The 19619-nt window shown below is 70.2% G+C and carries 15 protein-coding genes; 9 read left to right on the plus strand and 6 right to left on the minus strand.

The features are described from left to right. The 5 genes from ABZ027_RS41405 to ABZ027_RS41425 form a co-directional block, all read left to right on the plus strand. On the plus strand, positions 1–486 hold a 486-nt coding region (locus tag ABZ027_RS41405; RefSeq protein WP_356777954.1), incomplete at its 5' end, for a DUF3459 domain-containing protein. Beyond that, complete coding sequence (gene treS, locus ABZ027_RS41410) at positions 483–2219, plus strand: maltose alpha-D-glucosyltransferase (protein WP_356777956.1); 1737 nt, start codon at positions 483–485, stop codon at positions 2217–2219. The genes ABZ027_RS41405 and treS, both read left to right, overlap by 4 nt. Before the next feature lie 28 nt (positions 2220–2247). Further along, complete coding sequence (locus tag ABZ027_RS41415; RefSeq protein WP_356777957.1) at positions 2248–3606, plus strand: maltokinase; 1359 nt, start codon at positions 2248–2250, stop codon at positions 3604–3606. A gap of 3 nt (positions 3607–3609) precedes the next feature. Beyond that, positions 3610–5820 carry a 1,4-alpha-glucan branching enzyme gene (gene glgB, locus ABZ027_RS41420; protein WP_356777959.1) on the plus strand — a complete coding sequence of 737 codons (2211 nt, stop codon included), beginning with the start codon at positions 3610–3612 and terminating at the stop codon, positions 5818–5820. A gap of 115 nt (positions 5821–5935) precedes the next feature. Continuing rightward, on the plus strand, positions 5936–7024 hold the full coding sequence (locus tag ABZ027_RS41425; protein WP_356777961.1) for a glutamate--cysteine ligase: 1089 nt from the start codon (positions 5936–5938) through the stop codon (positions 7022–7024). 21 nt (positions 7025–7045) lie between these two features. On the opposite strand, the gene ABZ027_RS41430 is transcribed toward ABZ027_RS41425, so the two are convergent. Beyond that, positions 7046–7279, minus strand: a complete 234-nt coding sequence (locus ABZ027_RS41430; protein ID WP_356777963.1) for a DUF6480 family protein — start codon at positions 7277–7279, stop codon at positions 7046–7048. A gap of 149 nt (positions 7280–7428) precedes the next feature. Here ABZ027_RS41430 and ABZ027_RS41435 point away from each other — a divergent pair, with 149 nt between their 5' ends. Continuing rightward, positions 7429–9333 (plus strand): AMP-dependent synthetase/ligase, encoded by a 1905-nt coding sequence (locus ABZ027_RS41435; RefSeq protein ID WP_356777965.1) that lies wholly within the window; start codon positions 7429–7431, stop codon positions 9331–9333. A gap of 126 nt (positions 9334–9459) precedes the next feature. On the opposite strand, the gene ABZ027_RS41440 is transcribed toward ABZ027_RS41435, so the two are convergent. Continuing rightward, a complete protein-coding gene (locus ABZ027_RS41440; protein WP_356777967.1) occupies positions 9460–9747 on the minus strand; it encodes a DUF4190 domain-containing protein in 288 nt (95 codons plus the stop codon). A 160-nt stretch (positions 9748–9907) separates the two neighbouring features. Further along, entirely contained in the window at positions 9908–10084 is a 177-nt protein-coding gene (locus ABZ027_RS41445; protein ID WP_356777969.1) for a hypothetical protein, read from the minus strand. Positions 10085–10288: 204 nt separating this feature from the next. Here ABZ027_RS41445 and ABZ027_RS41450 point away from each other — a divergent pair, with 204 nt between their 5' ends. Then, complete coding sequence (locus ABZ027_RS41450) at positions 10289–10723, plus strand: ATP-binding protein (protein ID WP_356777971.1); 435 nt, start codon at positions 10289–10291, stop codon at positions 10721–10723. 15 nt (positions 10724–10738) lie between these two features. Here the strand turns inward: ABZ027_RS41450 and ABZ027_RS41455 are convergent, their stop codons facing one another. After that, complete coding sequence (locus tag ABZ027_RS41455) at positions 10739–11266, minus strand: ATP-binding protein (protein WP_356777973.1); 528 nt, start codon at positions 11264–11266, stop codon at positions 10739–10741. Positions 11267–11512: 246 nt separating this feature from the next. Continuing rightward, positions 11513–11884: a PRC-barrel domain containing protein gene (locus ABZ027_RS41460; RefSeq protein WP_356777975.1), complete on the minus strand. Its 372-nt coding sequence runs from the start codon at positions 11882–11884 to the stop codon at positions 11513–11515. Between the two features lie 398 nt (positions 11885–12282). Here ABZ027_RS41460 and ABZ027_RS41465 point away from each other — a divergent pair, with 398 nt between their 5' ends. After that, on the plus strand, positions 12283–16560 hold the full coding sequence (locus ABZ027_RS41465; RefSeq protein WP_356777977.1) for a HAMP domain-containing protein: 4278 nt from the start codon (positions 12283–12285) through the stop codon (positions 16558–16560). After that, on the plus strand, positions 16557–19016 hold the full coding sequence (locus tag ABZ027_RS41470) for a SpoIIE family protein phosphatase (RefSeq protein WP_356777979.1): 2460 nt from the start codon (positions 16557–16559) through the stop codon (positions 19014–19016). Before ABZ027_RS41465 ends, ABZ027_RS41470 begins: the two co-directional genes overlap by 4 nt. A 30-nt stretch (positions 19017–19046) precedes the next feature. Here ABZ027_RS41470 and ABZ027_RS41475 read toward each other — a convergent pair whose 3' ends face one another. Next, entirely contained in the window at positions 19047–19373 is a 327-nt protein-coding gene (locus tag ABZ027_RS41475) for an STAS domain-containing protein (RefSeq protein ID WP_356777981.1), read from the minus strand. Positions 19374–19619: the final 246 nt, after the last annotated feature.

Genomic DNA, 19619 nt, shown 5'->3' on the forward strand with positions numbered 1-19619 from the left:
CTGTGCGAGAACACCCCCCTCAAAGAGGGCAGCGAGGAATACCTCGACTCCGAGAAGTACCAGCTCAAACCCCGCGACTGGGAAACAGCCGAACACGAGGGACGCAGCCTCTCCCCCCTCATCACCCGGCTCAACACCATCCGGCGCCGGCACCCCGCGCTGCACCGGCTCAGGAACATCCACTTCCACCGCACCGACAACGACGCCCTGATCGCCTACAGCAAGCGCACGGGCCAGGACACGGTCGTGGTGGTGGTCAATCTCGATCCGCACCACGCCCAGGAGGCCACGGTCTCGTTGGACATGGCGCGGCTCGGCCTGGAACGGCACGAGTCCGTGTCCGTGCACGACGAACTGGCGGGTGGGACCTACCGCTGGGGCGAGAGCAACTATGTGCGGCTGGAGCCCGGCCGGGCGCCCGCGCATGTGTTCCACGTCCAGCGAACGGCCGCCTCGCCGCAGATCGGAGGGTCCCCCGCATCATGACTGTCAACGAGCCCGTCCAGGACACCTTCGAGGACACTCCCGCCAAGGACCGGGACCCCGAGTGGTTCAAGCGCGCCGTCTTCTACGAGGTCCTCGTCCGCTCCTTCCAGGACAGCAACGGCGACGGCGTCGGCGACCTCAGGGGCCTCACGGCCAAGCTCGACTATCTGCAGTGGCTCGGGGTCGACTGCCTCTGGCTGCCGCCGTTCTTCAAGTCCCCCCTCAGGGACGGCGGTTACGACGTCTCCGACTACACCGCCGTGCTGCCGGAGTTCGGTGACCTCGCCGACTTCGTGGAGTTCGTCGACGCCGCCCACCAGCGCGGCATGCGCGTGATCATCGACTTCGTCATGAACCACACCAGCGACCAGCACCCGTGGTTCCAGGAGTCCCGCGACAACCCCGACGGCCCCTACGGCGACTACTACATGTGGGCCGACGACGACAAGCAGTACCAGGACGCCCGGATCATCTTCGTCGACACCGAGGCCTCCAACTGGACCTTCGACCCCGTCCGGCAGCAGTACTTCTTCCACCGCTTCTTCTCCCACCAGCCGGACCTCAACTACGAGAACCCGGCGGTTCAGGAGGAGATCCTGGCCGCCCTGCGGTTCTGGCTGGACCTGGGCATCGACGGCTTCCGCCTCGACGCCGTGCCCTACCTCTACGCGCAGGAGGGCACCGACTGCGAGAACCTGCCCGCCACGCATGAGTTCCTGCGGCGGGTGCGCAGCGAGATCGACGCGATGTATCCGGACACGGTGTTGCTGGCGGAGGCGAACCAGTGGCCGGAGGACGTCGTCGACTACTTCGGTGACTACGCCTCCGGCGGCGACGAATGCCACATGGCGTTCCACTTCCCGGTCATGCCCCGCATCTTCATGGCGGTCCGCCGGGAATCCCGCTACCCCGTCTCGGAAATCCTCGCGAAGACCCCGGCGATCCCCTCGAACTGCCAATGGGGCATCTTCCTGCGCAACCACGACGAGCTCACCCTCGAAATGGTCACCGACGAGGAACGCGACTACATGTGGGCGGAATACGCCAAGGACCCCCGCATGCGCGCCAACATCGGTATCCGCCGGCGCCTGGCCCCCCTCCTCGACAACGACCGCGACACCATCGAGTTGTTCACGGCCCTGCTGCTGTCGCTGCCGGGCTCGCCGATCCTCTACTACGGCGACGAGATCGGCATGGGCGACAACATCTGGCTCGGCGACCGGGACGCCGTACGCACCCCGATGCAGTGGACCCCGGACCGCAACGCCGGATTCTCCACGGCCGACCCCGGCCGACTCTGTCTGCCGACCATCATGGACCCGGTCTACGGCCACCAGGTCACCAACGTCGAGGCGTCCATGGCCTCGCCGTCCTCGCTGCTGCACTGGACCCGCCGCATGATCGAGATCCGCAAGCAGAACCCCGCCTTCGGTCTCGGGTCGTACACCGAGCTCCAGTCCTCCAATCCGGCGGTGCTGGCCTTCCTGCGGGAGGCCCCCGCGACCGATGAGAACGGGGACGACCTGGTCCTGTGTGTGAACAACTTCGCGCGGTTCGCGCAGCCGACGGAGCTCGACCTGCGGGAGTTCGCCGGCCGGCACCCCGTCGAGCTGTTCGGCGGGGTCCGTTTCCCGGCCATCGGTGAACTGCCGTATCTGCTGACTCTCGGCGGCCACGGCTTCTACTGGTTCCGGCTCTCCCGAGTGGCATCCCGCATCGGGCGACGACTGTGAGCGTGTGCCGACGAAAGGACGCGACACCATGCCGAAGACCGCACTCCTCGGCCCCGGACACACGGTCGTCGCCGACCCGATGCTGTCGCTCGGCGACCTGCTGCGGGACTGGCTGCCCCGGCAGCGCTGGTTCGCGGGCAAGGACCGGCCCGTCACGGAACTCGGTCTGCTGTCGATGACCGAACTGTTCCCGGGCTGTCTGCACCTGCTGGTGCACACCGGTCACTCGGGGCCGCCGATACCCGCCGGTGCCCCCGACGGTGACTGCTACCAGCTGCTGCTCGGCATACGCAAGCACCACTCGCCGCGCCTGGGCCGGGCGCTCATCGGCCGGGCGGAGCAGGGGCCGTTCGCGGATCTGGCGGTCTACGACGCCCTGCAGGACCCCCGGTCGGCGCAGCTGCTCCTGGAACGTCTGCGGCACCCGGGATCGGCCGGTCCGCTCTGTTTCGAGAACGACCCGTCCGTGCCGGTGCCGGGCGGGCTGCCGCCACGGCTGCTGGACGCCGAGCAGTCCAACTCCTCGCTGGTGTACGGCGACGAGTTCATCCTGAAGCTCTTCCGGCGCGTCCAGCCCGGGATCAACCCCGACCTGGAGGTGCCGGGCGCGCTGGCCGGGCAGGGCTGCCGCCGGGTTCCCGCCCCGGTGGCCTGGTTCCGGACCACGCATCCGCAGGAGGCGACGCTGGGTGTGCTCCAGCCGTATCTGCCGGACGCCTCCGACGGCTGGACGCTGGCCCTGCGGGCGCTCGCCACCGGTGACGACTTCGCCGCGCGGGCGCACCAGCTGGGGCAGGCCACGGCGGAGGTGCACCTCGCGCTGGCCTCGGCCTTCGCGACCGGTGCGCACGACGAGAGCCGCCGGACGGCGGCGGCGATGACCGAGCGGCTGGACGCCGCCGCGCACTGCGTTCCGGCCCTCAAGCCGTTCGTCCCCGGGCTGCGCGGTGCCTTCGGGGCGCTGGTCGCCTGCGATCCCGGGCCGCCCGCGCAGCGCATCCACGGCGATCTGCACCTCGGGCAGGTGCTGCGGGCCGGTCGCGAGTGGTTCGTGATCGACTTCGAGGGCGAGCCGTCCCGCCCGCTCGCCGAGCGGCGCGGCCTCCAGTCCCCGGTGCGGGACATCGCCGGGATGCTGCGCTCCTTCGACTACGCGGCCCGTCAGCGGCGCCCATGGCGTCCGGAGTGGGCGCGTCGTTGCCGGGAGGCGTTCTGCGGGGGCTACGCCGCGCGGGCCGGCTGGGACCCGCGCAAGAAACACGGGCTGCTGCGTGCCTACGAGACCGACCGAGCCGTCTACGAGGTCCTTTACGAAGCCAGGCACCGCCCGAACTGGCTCCCGATACCCATGGCGGCGATCGAGCGCCTCGCCGTGAGAGGAGACTGACCCGTGGCCCTGCGCGACGACACCACGCTGCCCGAGCCGTCCGGACCCGCCCGGTGCGGTACGGCACCGCCCCTGGATCCCGCCGAGCGCGAACGTCTGCTGTCGGGTGCCCATCACGACCCGCACGCCCTGCTGGGCGCCCACCCCGCCCCGGGTGGGATCGCCTTCCGCGTGCTGCGCCCGTTCGCCCGTTCGGTGAGCGTGGTGATCGACGGCGAGCGCAGCAGGCTGGCCTCGGAGGGCGAGGGGCTCTTCTCCGGCGTCCTGCCGCTCGACGCGATCCCCGCGTACACGCTGCGGGTGGCGTACGGGGGCGAGGAGCGGGAGGTGCACGACCCGTACCGTTTCCTGCCCGCCCTCGGTGAGAGGGACCTCCACCTCATCCGCGAGGGCCGGCACGAGCAGCTGTGGAAGGCCCTGGGTGCCGAGCCGATGGTCCACGAGGGCGTGGCGGGGACCCGGTTCACGGTGTGGGCGCCGAACGCGCGAGGGGTGCGGGTCGCGAGCGAGTTCACGTTCTGGGACGGGCAGGCGTTCCCGATGCGGTCCCTCGGTGCGTCCGGCGTGTGGGAACTGTTCCTGCCCGGCATCGGCGACGGCGCGCGGTACAAGTTCGAGATCACCTCACGGTACGGCGGCCGGTTCCTGAAGGCCGACCCGATGGCCCGCCGCACCGAGACACCGCCCGACACGGCGTCCGTGGTGACCTCGTCGCGGTACGAGTGGGGTGACCGGGAGTGGATGGCCCGGCGTGGGGACGTCCCCGTGCACGAGGCGCCGTTCTCGGTGTACGAGGTCCATCTGCCGTCCTGGCGACCTGATCTGACGTACCGTCAGCTCGCCGAGGAGCTGCCGGCGTACGTGAAGGACCTGGGCTTCACCCATGTGGAACTGATGCCGGTCGCCGAGCATCCCTTCGGCGGGTCCTGGGGCTACCAGGTCACCGGCTTCTACGCGCCCACCGCCCGGCTCGGCACCCCTGACGACTTCAGATACCTCGTCGACGCCCTGCACCGGGCCGGAATCGGCGTGATCATGGACTGGGTGCCGGCGCACTTCCCCAAGGACGACTGGGCGCTGGCCCGGTTCGACGGGGACCCGCTGTACGAGCCGGGAGACGACCGGCGGGCGGAGCATCCGGACTGGGGGACCTACGAGTTCGACTTCAGCCGGGTCGAGGTGCGCAACTTCCTGGTCGCCAACGCGGTGTACTGGTGCGAGGAGTTCCACGTCGACGGGCTGCGGGTGGACGCCGTCGCCTCGATGCTCTACCTCGACTACTCGCGCGACTCGGGACAGTGGACGCCCAATGTGTTCGGCGGCCGCGAGGACCTGGACGCCATGGCGTTCCTCCAGGAGATGAACGCGACCGTCTACCGGCGGGCTCCCGGGGTGGTGACGATCGCCGAGGAGTCCACGGCCTGGGGCGGGGTGACCCGGCCGACCGACAGCGGCGGTCTGGGATTCGGGCTGAAGTGGAACATGGGCTGGATGCACGACTCGCTGCAGTACATCGGCAAGGAGCCGGTGCACCGCAAGTACCACCACAACGAGATGACCTTCTCGATGGTGTACGCCTACAGCGAGAACTTCGTCCTGCCGATCTCCCACGACGAGGTCGTCCACGGCAAACAGGCCCTGGTGTCGAAGATGCCGGGCGACTGGTGGCAGCAGCGCGCCAACCACCGCGCCTACCTGGGCTTCATGTGGGCCCACCCCGGCAAGCAACTCCTGTTCATGGGGCAGGAGTTCGCGCAGGGCGCGGAGTGGTCCGAGGCGCACGGTCCGGACTGGTGGCTGCTGGACCCGGCGTACGGGGCCGAGGCCGACCACCGGGGCGTCCGTGACCTGGTCCGCGACCTCAACACCGTCTACCGCCACACCCCGGCACTGTGGCAGCGCGACACCGATCCCGCCGGGTTCCAGTGGGTGGTGGGGGACGCCGCCGACGACAACGTCTTCGCCTTCCTGCGGTACGACGCCGAGGGCTCCCCCCTGCTGGCTGTCTCCCACTTCTCCCCCGTGGTGCGCCACGACTACCGGCTGGAAGTCCCGGACCACGTGGACGTCTGGTACGAGGTCCTCAACACCGACGCAGGGCGGTACGGCGGCGGCGATGTCACCCACCCCGAACCCGTCGAGGCCGAGGACGGGGTCGTCCGGCTGACCCTGCCGCCCCTCGCGACGGTCTGGCTGACACCGCGCCCCCGGTAGGGCGCCGGTGATGACGGCAGGTGTTCGAACGGCTCCGGAGGGGCAGTCGGGGTCGTACGGCCGGCCCGCGCCGGGTCGCCGCCGCCACCGAGAGACCAGAGAAGGGGTGCATCACGTGCGCACCGTAGGAGTGGAGGAGGAGCTCCTCCTGGTCGACCCGGAGACGGGCGAACCGCAGGCGATGTCCGCCGCGGTCCTCGCCAGTGCCGCGCAGGACGGCGCCGACCAGCCCGTCTTCGAGAAGGAACTGCACAACCAGATGGTCGAGTTCGCGACACATCCGCAGTCGGGCATGGAGGAACTGCGTGCCGAGATCGGCCGCTGCCGCAAGGAGGCGGCCCGGCACGCCGGCGAGAGCGGCTGTGCCGTCGCCGCGCTGGCCACGTCACCGCTGCCGGTCAGCCCCTCGGTGGCCACGGGCCGCAGGTACCAGTGGATGGCGGAGCAGTACGGGATCGCCACCCAGGAACAGATGGTGCTGGGCTGCCATGTGCATGTTTCCGTGGAGTCCGACGAGGAGGGCGTCGCGGTCATCGACCGGATCCAGCCCTGGCTGTCGGTGCTGTCCGCGCTGAGTGCCAACTCCCCCTTCTGGCAGGGCCAGGACACGCTCTACAGCAGCTATCGCAGCCGGGTGTGGCAGCGGTGGCCGTCGGCCGGTCCGACCGAGCCCTTCCGGTCGGCGGAGCGCTACCACCGCAGGGTCACGGAGATGGTGGCCACGGGGGTCATCCTCGACGAGGGCATGATCTACTTCGACGCCCGGCTCTCCCGGAACTACCCGACCGTGGAGATCCGGGTGTCGGACGTCTGTCTGCGGGCTGACACCGCGGTCCTCATCGCCACCCTCGCACGCGGCCTCGTCGAGACCGCCGCACGGGAGTGGCGGGCGGGCGTGGACCCGGCCGGGCACAGTGTGAGCCTGTTGCGGCTGGCGTCCTGGCGTGCCGCGCGCTCCGGCCTCAACGAGGAGTTGCTGCACCCCGCGACCATGCGGCGGATGCCCGCGGAGACCGTGGTCCGGGCCCTGCTGGACCACGTCGAGGAGGCCCTCGCCGAAAGCGGGGACCTGGACCGGGCCCGCGAGACCTGCGCCGAGCTGCTGCGCGGAGGCGCCGGCGACCGGGTGCAGCGTGAACTGCTGGAACGGACCGGGAACCTGCGGGACGTGGTGACCGAATGCGTACGCCGGACCCAGGCGTGAGCCCCCGCCCCGCTGGATGTTCTACAGCAGCAGTACGAGGGCGTACGCCAGGAAGAAGGCGGCGACGACGACGGCCAGGACCAGGATGACGGCCAGGGGCGCCTTCCCCCAGCCCTTGGTGGGATTGTGCGTCTCCCGCGGGCCCGCCCCGGGCAGGCTGCTCTCCGCCGGAGGAGTCTCCCCCGGCGGGACGCCGCCGCCCGGTTCCAGACCTGTGGTGCGCTCGGGTTCGGGATCGGGGTTCGTGTGACTCATGCCGTCCGGGTTCCCGAACCGGCCCGGACCACCGGCGTCGGTCCAGTTGTTCAATCCCGGCACCCCGCGCGGTCACCTCGGCTACATTCGAGCACCGCAGATGACCGTACTCGTCGGCGGAGTCACACCCCGTACACGTCAGGATCAGCATGCGCGACGTCACTCCCCCGCCCCCCACCGCCCCACCCGCGCCCGGCGGGCTCGCCGACAGCGTCTTCGACACGGCGGCCGTCGAACCGACCCGGCCCATGCTGGCGCGCCGGCCCGACGCCGCCTCCCCCGGCTGGGACGAGGTGACCGCCGTGGAGCTGCGGGACGAGGTCGTCGAGCTGGCCAAGGGGCTGATCGCGTCCGGGATCTCGCCGGGGCACCGGGTCGCGATCATGGCGCGTACCCGGTACGAGTGGACGGTCGTCTGCTACGCGTTGTGGGCCGTGGGCGCCGAGGTCGTGCCGATCTATCCGACCTCCTCGCGCGACCAGGTCGAGTGGATCCTGCGGGACGCGGCCTGCGTCGCCGTACTCGTCGAGGACGAGCAGACGGTGATGACGGTCGGATCGGTGTGCGCGTCACTGCCCCGGCTGCGGCACGTCTGGCAGCTGGACGCGGGGGCGCTGGAGGAGCTGGCGGCGCGGGGCGAGTTCATTCCGCTGGCCACGGTCGAGTCGCTGCGGCGCATCGTGCTGCCGGACTCGACCGCGGTCGTCGCCTACACCTCCGGCACGTCGGGCCGCCCGCTGGGCTGCGCGCTCAGCCACCGTGGTCTGACGAGCGTCTGCGACACACTGCTGGCGGGCTGGCGCCAGACGACCGCGCCACCCGGTCAACAGGGGTCCGTGCTGGCCTTCCTGCCGTTCTCCCATGTGTACGGCCTCATGATCCAGACCCTGTGCCTACGGGGTGGCCTGCTGATGGGGCACGAGCCCGAGCTGGGCGGGGACGCGCTGGCGAGGGCGCTGCGGTCGTTCCGTCCCACCTACTTCTACGCCGTGCCCTCGGTCTTCGAGAAGATCTACAAGAACTTCCTGCGCACGGCCCAGCAGTCGGGCCGGGGCGCACTGTTCGAGCGGGCGGCGCAGACGGCTCGGGACTTCGCCGCGGCGTGCGAGCGGCAGCGGCTCGGCGAGGGGCCGGGCCCCGGCTTCGACCTCCGGCTCCAGCACGCCCTGTACGAGCGGACGGTGTACCGCGGGCTGCGCGGCGCGCTCGGCGGCCGGGCCCGGCGTGCCACCTCGGGCGGCTCTCCCCTGAACCGGGAGCTCTCGCTGTTCTACGAGGGCATCGGCATCTACGTCCACGACGGCTACGGCCTCACCGAGACCAGCGGCGGGATCACGATGCAGCCGCTGGGCCGGGAGAAGTCCGGGACGGTCGGCCAGGCCCTGCCGGGGACCGACATCCGGGTCGCGGAGGACGGGGAGATCCTGGTGCGCGGGCCGTCGATGTTCCAGGGCTACGTGGGCGACGCGGCCGCGTCCCGCCCCGCGTCGCACGGTGGCTGGCTGGCCACCGGGGACATCGGGCGGCTGGATCCCGAGGGTTACCTCACGATCACCGGCCGCAAGAAGGACGTCATCATCACCAGCAGCGGCAAGAGCGTCGCCCCGACGGCACTGGAGCACCGGCTGCGGATGCACCCGCTGATCCACCAGGCGGTCGTGGTGGGCGACAACCGGCCCTGCGTGGGGGCGCTGATCACGCTGGACCCGGACTTCCTCGCGCACTGGCGGGCGGCCCTGACCCTGCAGAGCGACACGCCGAGCCGGGAGGCACGGGAGGAGAACGCGCTGCGGGAGGAGATCACACGGGCGGTGGCGGCGGCCAACAGCGCGGTGTCACGGCCGGAGTCCATCCGGGTCTTCCGGGTGCTGCCGGAGCCGTTCGACGTGGCCAGCGGGTTACTGACGCCATCGATGAAGCTGCGCCGGGACCTCATCGTGCGGACGTACGCCTTCGAGATCGACGCGATGTACCAGGCGCGCTCGTGGGGCGGACGCGCCCGGGTGCCGGACGAGACGTCCGCCTGGGACGACGCGGACAACGTGTTCCGCTGAAGGCGGGCCCGCCGAGCGGTGGGCGCGGGCGGCCCAGGGTCTTTCGTTCGGATCAGGCCGGACCTGACGAAGGGCGCATGCCGGTACCGCGGCATGCGCCCTTTGGGCACGGGACGGGGGCTGGGGTCAGCCGCCGACGTACCAGGTGAAGCCACCGTTCGACGCGGCCACCGCGAAGAGGACCGCGAAGAGGATCAGGTCGATGATGCCGAGGACGATGCCGGCCTTGGCCATCCCCGCCCCGCCCTTGGCCGGTGCCTGACGCAGTCCCACGGCGCCCAGCACGATCGCCACCGGGCCGAGAACCACGTTGAAGAAGATCAGCCCGATTATGCCGCAGATGAGGCTCGCGATAGCCAGACCATTGGTACGCGACCCGGAGGACGCGGCAGAGGAACTGCCGTAACTCGTCATCACTTTCTCCCGTTGTCCGGTGTTTCCGGTGTGTGGATTACTGCCCGAGTTCCCTTCAACAGGCCTTGCACACCGGCGAGTTGCCTTGAAGCGCAGGAGCGTGATTTCCTGCCTGGGGAAACCAGCACAGCAATGATTCCGAAATTCCTGGTTCCGCTTTTCAGCGCCCGCGGCCGCGTGCCGCCCAGGAGGTGCCCACGCCGGCGAGGTGCAGGGCCAGCACGGTGAGGCCGAGGAGCATGACGTTCGTCGACGTGAAGGCGTCGTTGGTCGAGATCTCGGCCGCGTTGATCAGGAACGCGATGAAGAACAGAACTGCCGCTGCTATGGCGAGCACGGGTCACCCTCCGTTCGTCGTGTCCTACGAGGTCTTTCCGCGTCCCTCTGCCCCGATTCCGCGGCAACAGGCCCGTCGGCTGCGCACGGTTCGCCAGTCTGATCGTGTCGGCGCGCGTAGCCTCGGTCGCCCTGGGAACTAGCAAACGGTGGGGGCGCAAGGGGAAGGACTACAGCCCTGCAGTCGACGGGCCGGGAAGGCGAGATGGCAAGCGAGCCGCATAGGGACGACACACTGACTTCCAAGGAGATCCCGAGCCGCAGCAGCCGCTTTTCGGGCGAGCTGCGCAACGTGACGGGCGCACGCCTGGAAGCGGAGAAATTCCTCTCCGATCTGGCGCGTACCGCGCCGCCGGCCACGCCGGAGTACTGGGACGACATTCTCCTTGTGGTCACGGAGCTGGCCGCCAACGCGGTCCAGTACGCGCCAGGTCCTTTCGAGCTGTCCATGCGCCGGACGTTCGACGGTGTGCACGTGGTCATGCAGGACACGAACACGACACCGCCGGCACCCCGCCCCTTCCACCCCAGCAAGGGTGGGGGCGGTATCGGATGGCACCTGATCCACACACTGTGCGACCAGGTCAGCGTCGTCACCGGTGAGCGCGGCAAGGAGATCCACGTCTTCCTCCCCTGGTGAGAGGCGCCTCAGCGCTCAGCCGGGCATCGCACGCAACGGCACGAACACGCTGATCGTCTTGCCGCCCTCGGGGCGCCGGTGGACGCCGATCTCACGGGCGAGACGAATGATCAGGGGCCAGCCATAGCCGTTGCCGTGGTGCCCGACGGGCAGGGCGCCCGTCCCGTAGGCGACGTCGGGCACCGCGGCACTGTGGTCGTGGACGGCCAGCCAGACCCCTTCGGTGGTGGGCGTGACGTCGAACCCGGCCAGTCCGTCACCGTGCCGGATGGCGTTCGTGACCAGTTCCGACACGACCAGCTGCAGGTCGATGTCGTCTTCCTCCCGCACGGTGCGGGAGTGCGTGCCCCACTGCTCGCGCACCACCGACCGCGCGTAGGCGCGTGCGGCCGCTGCGCTCTTCACCCTCGGCGCCGCCCGGGACTCGGGCGGGGTGCCATCCGCCGCCCTCACCGCTGCGTCACTGCCCCCGGGCGCCTGAGTCACGCTCTCGGCCTCGTCGGCCTCGTCGGCCTGGTCGGGGACCCCTGCCGTTCCTGTCACCTCGGTCAGCCTTTCCCGTTCTCGTCGCCCGCCTCAGCCGCCGAGCCCCGCCGTTCCTCCAGTGGGCCCGAAGGGCGTGCGGCCCGTTGTGCCGGTCGAAGCCTTGCGGCCCCCGACATGGTGCGACGACGGTCCGCGGGTGCTCCGAGCGAGGGCACGCTCGCGCGCGCCCTCGCTCAAAACCCTCGGCGGCTTCTTCCGCTCGATGCCGGTGTGCGCTGTCTCTGGCGCCCTCGGCCGTCCCGGTCAGGTCCTGGTCGTCTCGCGCGGCGGCAGCCGATGGTAGTAGTCGCCGACGCTCGCCAGATAAGCGGCGTCCATGGTCTCGCTGTCCGTCTGGAACCGGGGTGCCGCCTTCACCTCGCCCCGCGTGCAGGACAGGGATATCCTCCGGCTCTCGGTGTCCACGCCCGTCACGACGCCGACCGGGACCAGGAGGCTGCGGCCGAAGACCCACACCCCGGTGTCCACGACCAGGTGCCGCATCCCGAAGTGGTCCGCCTGTCGGTCCACGTGACCGATCGTGCCGTCGGTCGCGGTCACGGTGTAACCCGTGAGCTCCTGACCCTCCGCATAACCGCTGTCCGGTGAGTACGACCAGATTCCGTCGATGACCACATCGCTCCTTCCTCCCCGATCCATGACCGGCCCGGGCCCGTGCGCGGACGGCGCGCCCGCCCGCTCCACAGCAGCAATTACCCTCCAGCCGCGGTCGCATTCTGCGCTTCGCGCCACAACGGCCGAACACCGCCTCCGGCCGAGCAGGAAATCGGTTCCAGTACCCCTTACGAATCCGGGCATGCACGTCCCGGACGACTTTCCCCACCGTGAGGACATAAGGGGACGAGGCTTTGTCCACCGCTCGGCACCTGGGTTAGCCTGCTTCGTCTTTCTCATCCGTGCGGTTCCGTGAACTGCGCAAATGCATGTATGACTTGCGGAGGGCCGCCCGACGGCCCGACTTGGTTCCGAGTCCCCGGTCGCGGGGACTCTTGGGGAGCGGAACGAGGGTGCGCATGACCAGCAACACCACCGAGGTCGTTGATGCGGTCCCGGGAGATCACGAGCTGCGGCAGCTCCTGGCGGGGCTGACGGCGGTCCGCGACGGGGACTTCGGTACCCGCCTGCCGGACGACGGCCACGGCCTCATGGGCGACATCGCCACCGTGTTCAACGGCATGGTCGACCAGCTGTCCGTGTTCACCTCCGAGGTGACCCGGGTGGCCCGCGAGGTGGGCACCGAGGGAACGCTCGGAGGACAGGCGGAAGTACCAGGAGTCTCAGGCACCTGGGCCGATCTCACGGACTCCGTCAACGCCATGGCGGGCAACCTGACGACGCAGGTCCGCGACATCGCCCAGGTGGCGACGGCGGTGGCGAAGGGCGACCTGTCCCAGAAGATCGACGTCCCCGCACGGGGCGAGATCCTCCAGCTGAAGGAGACCGTCAACACGATGGTCGACCAGCTGTCCGCCTTCGCCGACGAGGTCACCCGCGTCGCCCGCGAGGTCGGCAGCGAAGGACAGCTCGGCGGACAGGCGCAGGTGCCGGGGGTCGCCGGCGTCTGGCGGGACCTCACCGACTCGGTGAACGGGATGGCGGGCAATCTGACCGGTCAGGTCCGCAACATCGCCCAGGTGACGACGGCCGTCGCCCAGGGCGACCTCTCCCAGAAGATCACCGTCGACGCCCGCGGCGAGATCCTCGAACTCAAGAACACCATCAACACGATGGTCGACCAGCTCTCCGCCTTCGCCGACGAGGTCACCCGCGTCGCCCGCGAGGTCGGCACCGAAGGACGCCTCGGTGGACAGGCGGACGTCAAGGGCGTCAAGGGCACCTGGCGGGACCTCACCGACTCGGTGAACTTCATGGCGGGCAACCTCACCTCGCAGGTCCGCAAGATCGCCCAGGTGGCGACCGCGGTCGCGAAGGGCGACCTCTCCCAGAAGATCACCGTCGACGCCCGCGGCGAGATCCTCGAACTCAAGAACACCCTCAACACGATGGTCGACCAGCTCTCCGCCTTCGCCGACGAGGTCACCCGCGTCGCCCGTGAGGTCGGCACCGCCGGAAACCTCGGCGGCCAGGCGCAGGTCCGGGGGGTCTCGGGCACCTGGAAGGACCTCACGGACAACGTCAACGTGATGGCGTCGAACCTGACCGGCCAGGTCCGTTCGATCGCCCAGGTGGCGACCGCCGTGGCCCGCGGCGATCTGTCGCAGAAGATCACGGTCGAGGCCAAGGGCGAGGTCGCGGCCCTGGCGGACGTCATCAACACCATGGTCGACACCCTGTCCGCGTTCGCCGACGAGGTCACCCGGGTGGCCCGCGAGGTCGGCACCGAGGGACGGCTCGGCGGACAGGCGCACGTACCGAACGTGGCCGGGACGTGGAAGGACCTGACCGACAACGTCAACTCGATGGCGAACAACCTCACCGGTCAGGTGCGCAACATCGCGCTGGTGACGACCGCGGTGGCCAAGGGCGACCTGTCGAAGAAGATCGACGTGGACGCCCGCGGCGAGATCCTCGAACTCAAGACGACCATCAACACGATGGTCGACCAGCTCTCGGCCTTCGCCGACGAGGTCACCCGCGTCGCCCGCGAAGTGGGCACGGAGGGCCGCCTCGGCGGCCAGGCCGAGGTGGAGGGCGTCTCGGGCACCTGGAAGCGCCTCACGGAGAACGTGAACGAACTCGCCGGCAACCTGACCCGGCAGGTCCGCGCGATCGCCGAGGTGGCGAGCGCGGTCGCCGAGGGCGACCTGACGCGCTCGATCAGGGTGGAGGCGTCCGGCGAGGTCGCCGAACTCAAGGACAACATCAACTCCATGGTCGGCTCCCTGCGCGAGACCACTCGGGCCAACCAGGAGCAGGACTGGCTCAAGACCAACCTCGCCCGGATCTCCAGCCTGATGCAGGGCCACCGTGACCTGCCCGTGGTGGCCGAACTGATCATGGACGAGCTGGTGCCGCTGGTGTCGGCACAGTACGGCGCCTTCTACCTCGCCGAGGAGAACGACGACGGCCCCGAGTTGAGGCTCGTCGGCTCCTACGGCTATCCCGACGACGACAGCAGGCCCACCCGGATCGCCTTCGGCCGCACCCTGGTCGGCCAGGCCGCGCGCAGCCGCCGCACGATCACGGTGGACGAACTGCCGCCCGACTACGTCACCATCTCCTCCGGGCTGGGCCAGGTGGTGCCGACGGCGCTCGTCCTGCTTCCCATCGTGGTGGAGGGCCAGGTCCTCGGCGTGATCGAACTGGCCTCGGTCACCGCGTTCACCCAGATCCACCAGGACTTCCTGGAACAGCTGATGGAGACCATCGGCGTCAACCTGAACACGATCGTCGCCAACGCCCGCACCGACGAACTCCTCGGCGAGTCGCAACGTCTGACCGCTGAACTCCAGGCCCGATCCGCGGAGTTGCAGGAACAGCAGGAGGAGCTGCAGCACTCCAACGCGGAGTTGGAGGAGAAGGCCTCGTTGCTGGTGGCGCAGAACCGGGACATCGAGGCCAAGAACCTGCAGATCGAGCAGGCCCGGCAGGAACTGGAGGCCCGTGCACAGCAGTTGTCGCTGGCCTCGAAGTACAAGTCGGAGTTCCTGGCCAACATGAGCCACGAGCTGCGCACCCCACTCAACAGTCTCCTGATCCTGGCCCAGTTGCTGGCCCAGAACCCCTCGCGCAACCTCACGCCGAAGCAGGTCGAGTACGCGGGCATCATCCACTCGGCGGGCTCGGACCTGCTCCAGCTGATCAACGACATCCTCGATCTGTCGAAGGTCGAGGCCGGAAAGATGGACGTGGCGCCGGAGGTCGTCTCGCTGCGCCAGCTCATCGACTACGTCGAGGCCACCTTCCGGCCGATGACGACGCAGAAGAGCCTCGACTTCACGGTGACCACGGCCCCCGGCTCGCCCGCGGACCTGCTGACCGACGAGTCGCGGTTGCGTCAGGTACTGCGCAACCTGCTGTCGAACGCGGTCAAGTTCACCGAACAGGGCAGTGTGGAGTTGCGCGTGGAGCCCGCCGCCGACGACGAGGTGCCCCAGGGCGTACTGCGGGGCGGCACCCTGGTGGCCTTCCGGGTGAAGGACACCGGGATCGGTATTCCGGAGCAGCAGCTGGAGACGATCTTCGGTGCGTTCCAGCAGGCGGACGGCACCACCAGCCGGAAGTACGGAGGCACCGGGCTCGGTCTGTCGATCACCCGGGAGATCGCCCATCTGCTCGGTGGCGCGGTCACCGTGGACAGCACGCCCGGCCAGGGCAGCACCTTCACCCTGTTCCTCCCGGTGGCGCGTCCCGACTTCGAGGAGCTGGTGAGCAGTGGCCCGCCGCTGGAGAAGGCGCCGGACACCGCGCTGGACCCCGACTACCTGAGAGGTCGTCAGGCGGCCGGTCTCCCGGCCGGGACCGGGGAACGCCGACGCCGGCTGCTCGTGGTGGAGGAGCGTTCTCGCGGACTGCTGACCCTCGTCGCCGAAAGCGTGGTCGCGGACGTGGCGCAGGACCGGGGCGGGAACGGGCCGGGGGCCGCGGTCGACATCATCACCGCCGTGGGGGCGCAGGAGGCCGCGGGGGCGCTGGCGGACGAGCCGTGCCACTGCGTCGTCCTCGAACTGGGCATGCCGGACGGTGAGGCCTCCCGGTTCCTGGAGGCACTCCAGGGGGACTCCGCCCTGGCGAGTGTCCCGGTGCTGGTGCACAGCGGTCACCGTGCCGACCTGGCCATGGAGGAGACGCTGCTGTCCCGCGCGGCGGGCGGGGCGCTGGAGTTCCTGTCCAGCCTGGACGAGTTGCGCGAGCGCATCGCGCTGCACCTGTCGGCCGAGGAACCCGGGGACGTGCTGTCCCTGGTGCGTCCGGAGGAACCACAGCAGTTGACGCCCCACGCGGTCGACGACTCGTTCGCCGGCCGTACGGTGCTCGTCGTCGACGACGACGCGCGCAACCTGTTCGCGCTCAGCGGGATCCTCGAACTGCACGGCTTCCGCGTCCTGCACGCGGACAACGGCCGCAAGGGCATCGAGGCCCTGGTGAACAACCCGGACATCGCGCTCGTGCTGATGGACGTGATGATGCCGGAGATGGACGGGTACACCGCGACGGCCGAGATCCGCAGGATGCCGCAGTACATCGGGCTGCCGATCATCGCCGTCACCGCGAAGGCGATGCCCGGCGACCGGGAGAAGTCCCTCGCCTCGGGCGCGAGCGACTACGTCACCAAGCCGGTCGACACCCGGGATCTGATCGCCTGTGTCCGTCGGTGGTTGTCCGCATGAGGCCACCGAGTTCCGAGCAAACGTACGAGTACGGCGACACGGAGTCCGTTCCCGGATCGGCCGCCCCTCCCCCGCCTCTTCTGGAGGGCCTGCCCACCGACACCGGGGGCACCGCCCCCACGGCCTCCCCCGCGGGCAGGCTGGCCGCGACCGTCGAGCGGCTGCGCAGCGAGGTGCGGGTGGCTCAGGCCGAGGCGGAGGGGCGGGCTCTGATCGAGCTCGCCAAGGGCATCCTGGTCGAACGTCTGCAGTGCGGTCCCGCGCAGGCGGCCCGTCAGCTCGTGGAGCTGGCCGAGCAGGCGAAGGTGACGCCGCTGGAGTTCGCGGTCGAGGTCATCAACCAGTCCGCCCGGGACCGGATGTCGGAGGTGACGGACGCCTTCCTGGCCGCCACCTCGGCCACCGCGGACGCCGAACCGGAGGGCGACTCGCCCGCCGTACGGCTGCGGGCCGCCGAGAGCGGCGCGCTGGCCGCGGACGACACCCAGGCGGTCGCGGACTCCCTGCTGCAGCAAGCCTTGCAGCCTTTAGGCGCGGTGGCCGTGGCCATCTGGGCGGCGGGCCCCGACGGCTCCCTCACCCTGGCGGGAAGCGCCGGTTTCTCCCCGGCCGAGGCGGCGCGCTGGCGCTATGTGCCGCCGGACGTGGCGACGGTGGCGCGGCGCGGCCTCACCGAACGCTCGGGGCACTGGGTCACCTCCCTCGCACAGACCGGTCTGCCCAGCATCGGCCGGCACCACCATCCGGACGGTGGCCGGGTCGCGTTGCCCGCCGGGACCGGTGGGCGGGTGCACGGCGTCCTGGAGATCGCCTGGCCCACGCCGCTGGCGCCACAGCCGCAGCGGATAGTGCGTCAGGTGGAGGCGCTCGCCGAGTTGTGCGCGCACACGCTGGAGACGTACACCGGGGTCCACGGCTCCGCGCCGGAGCCCCGGGTGCTGCCGGACGCCGCGGAGTTGATGGACCTGGCCGACGGACTGCACGATCCCGCCCTGGTCCTGGTGCCGCACCTCGACGGCTCCGGCCACCTGGTGGACTTCCGTATCCAGCATGTGAACAGTCGGTTCCTGGATCCGGCGGGCCGGCCGCGTGCCGTCGTGAGCGGCGCGCTGTTGCTGGAGGCCTACCCGATGGCCGCCGCGGAGAGCGAGCTCTTCCAGCGGGTGGAGCGGGTGTACGCGACGGGTGAGCCCTTCCGCGCGCGCCGGATGAACCTCACCGCACTCGTCGACCAGGTCCCGCTCTCGGCGGTCGCCGACATCAGCGTCAGCCGGCACGGCAGCGCCGTCCTGCTGCTGTGGCGCATCGAGGACGAGACGGCCCGGCTGGCGAGCCTGCTGCAGCACGCCCAACGCCTCGGCCGGATCGGGGGCTTCGAGGAGATCCTGCTGACCGGTGAGATCACCTGGAACGGTCAGCTCTTCGACCTGTACGGCCTCTCCTCGTCGAGCGCCCCGGTGCCGCTGGAGGAGCTTCCGGCCCATGCCCACCCGGACGACACCGGCGCCATCCGCAGGTTCCTGCGGACGCTGCTGCACGGACAGCGGCCGGCGTCGACGGCGTTCAGGCTGCAGCGGCCCGACGGGGTGACCCGGCACATCCGGGTGGTCGCGGAACCGGTGCTGGACACGGACGGCAGGCTGTTCGCCGTCCGCGGGGCCTACCAGGACATCTCGTCGCAGCACTGGACGGAGGTCGCGCTCGCGGCCACCCGCGACCAGCTCGCGCACAGCGAGCAACAGGCCACCGAACGCAACCGGTTGACCCTGCAGTTGCAGCACGCCATCATGCCGCCCACCCAGGCTCCGTTGCAGGTGCCCGATCTCCAGGTGGCGGTCCGGTACCGGCCCGCCGAGACCGAGCAGTTGGTGGGCGGCGACTGGTACGACGCCGTGGTGCTGCCGTCGGGCATGGTGCTGTTGTGCGTCGGTGACGTGGCGGGGCACGGGATAGGGGCGGCCACCAGCATGGTCGTGCTGCGCAACGCGCTGCGCGGACTGGCCGTCACCGGTGCCGGGCCGGGGCAGCTGCTGTCCTGGCTGAACATCGTGGCGCACCATCTCACCGGCGCCGTCACCGCCACGGCGGTGTGCGGGCTGTACGACCCCTCCCGGCACACCCTGCGCTGGGCGCGGGCGGGCCATCTCCCGCCGGTGCTGGTGCGGGCGGCTCACGCCTCGCCTCTGCCGCTCGTCAAGGGCATGCTGCTCGGTGCCGTCCCGGAGGCGGTCTACGAGGAGACCGAGGTCCAACTGGAGGCCGGGGACACCCTGTTGATGTACACCGACGGCCTGATCGAGCGCCGGGACCGTTCCGTGGAGGAGTCGCTGCGGCATCTGCTGACCACCGCTCGTACGGTCCCCAGGACACTCGACCAGCAGTTGGACCGACTGCTCACCTACAGCCGGTCGGACACCGACGACGACACCTGTCTCGTCGGCATCCGGGTCGGCTGACGGTTCTGACCGGAAGGGGTGACCACAGGCTCAGGAGGCCCGCAGGTAGGTGTCCCAGCGGGCCTCGGGCCACAGGTCCGCGGCGTGCCGCAGGAGCCTGCGGGGCTGGCCGGTGAGGCCGGCCACGCGCAGCCGTCCGCCGTTACGGTCGACGACTCGCTGCATGTCGCGGATCACGTACAGGACCGCGCTGTCCACGAAGACCACGTGACCCAGGTCCAGGGTGAGGTCGCGGACCGTGTTCGGCAGGTCGTCGGCCGCGGATTCGAGCTGCGGCCGGGACTGGTGGTCGATGTCGGTGTCGACCGTCACCAGGGCAGAAGTGCCGTCGTGGCACAGTGAGATGTCGGTACCCATCTTCTTCTTGCCCCCTCTCGTCGGGGCTCGGTGGCCCGATGCCGGGCCGGGTGGGCACCAACCACCGTGTCACAAGTGTGGTGTTCCGTCGAAAGGCCTGCACAGCTCGCCCGCATACCGTGTGCATTCGGGGGTAAGCGCGGGGCGCGGTGGAAGACGACGACGGACTGCGAAGGGCAGAGGATGAGACGCGGCACTCGCGGAACGCGGTGCGGGCCTGTGGACGGGGCCTGGCGCCACCCGCCC

It is taken from the genome of Streptomyces sp. NPDC006332 (assembly GCF_040612855.1).
Lineage (GTDB): Bacteria > Actinomycetota > Actinomycetes > Streptomycetales > Streptomycetaceae > Streptomyces.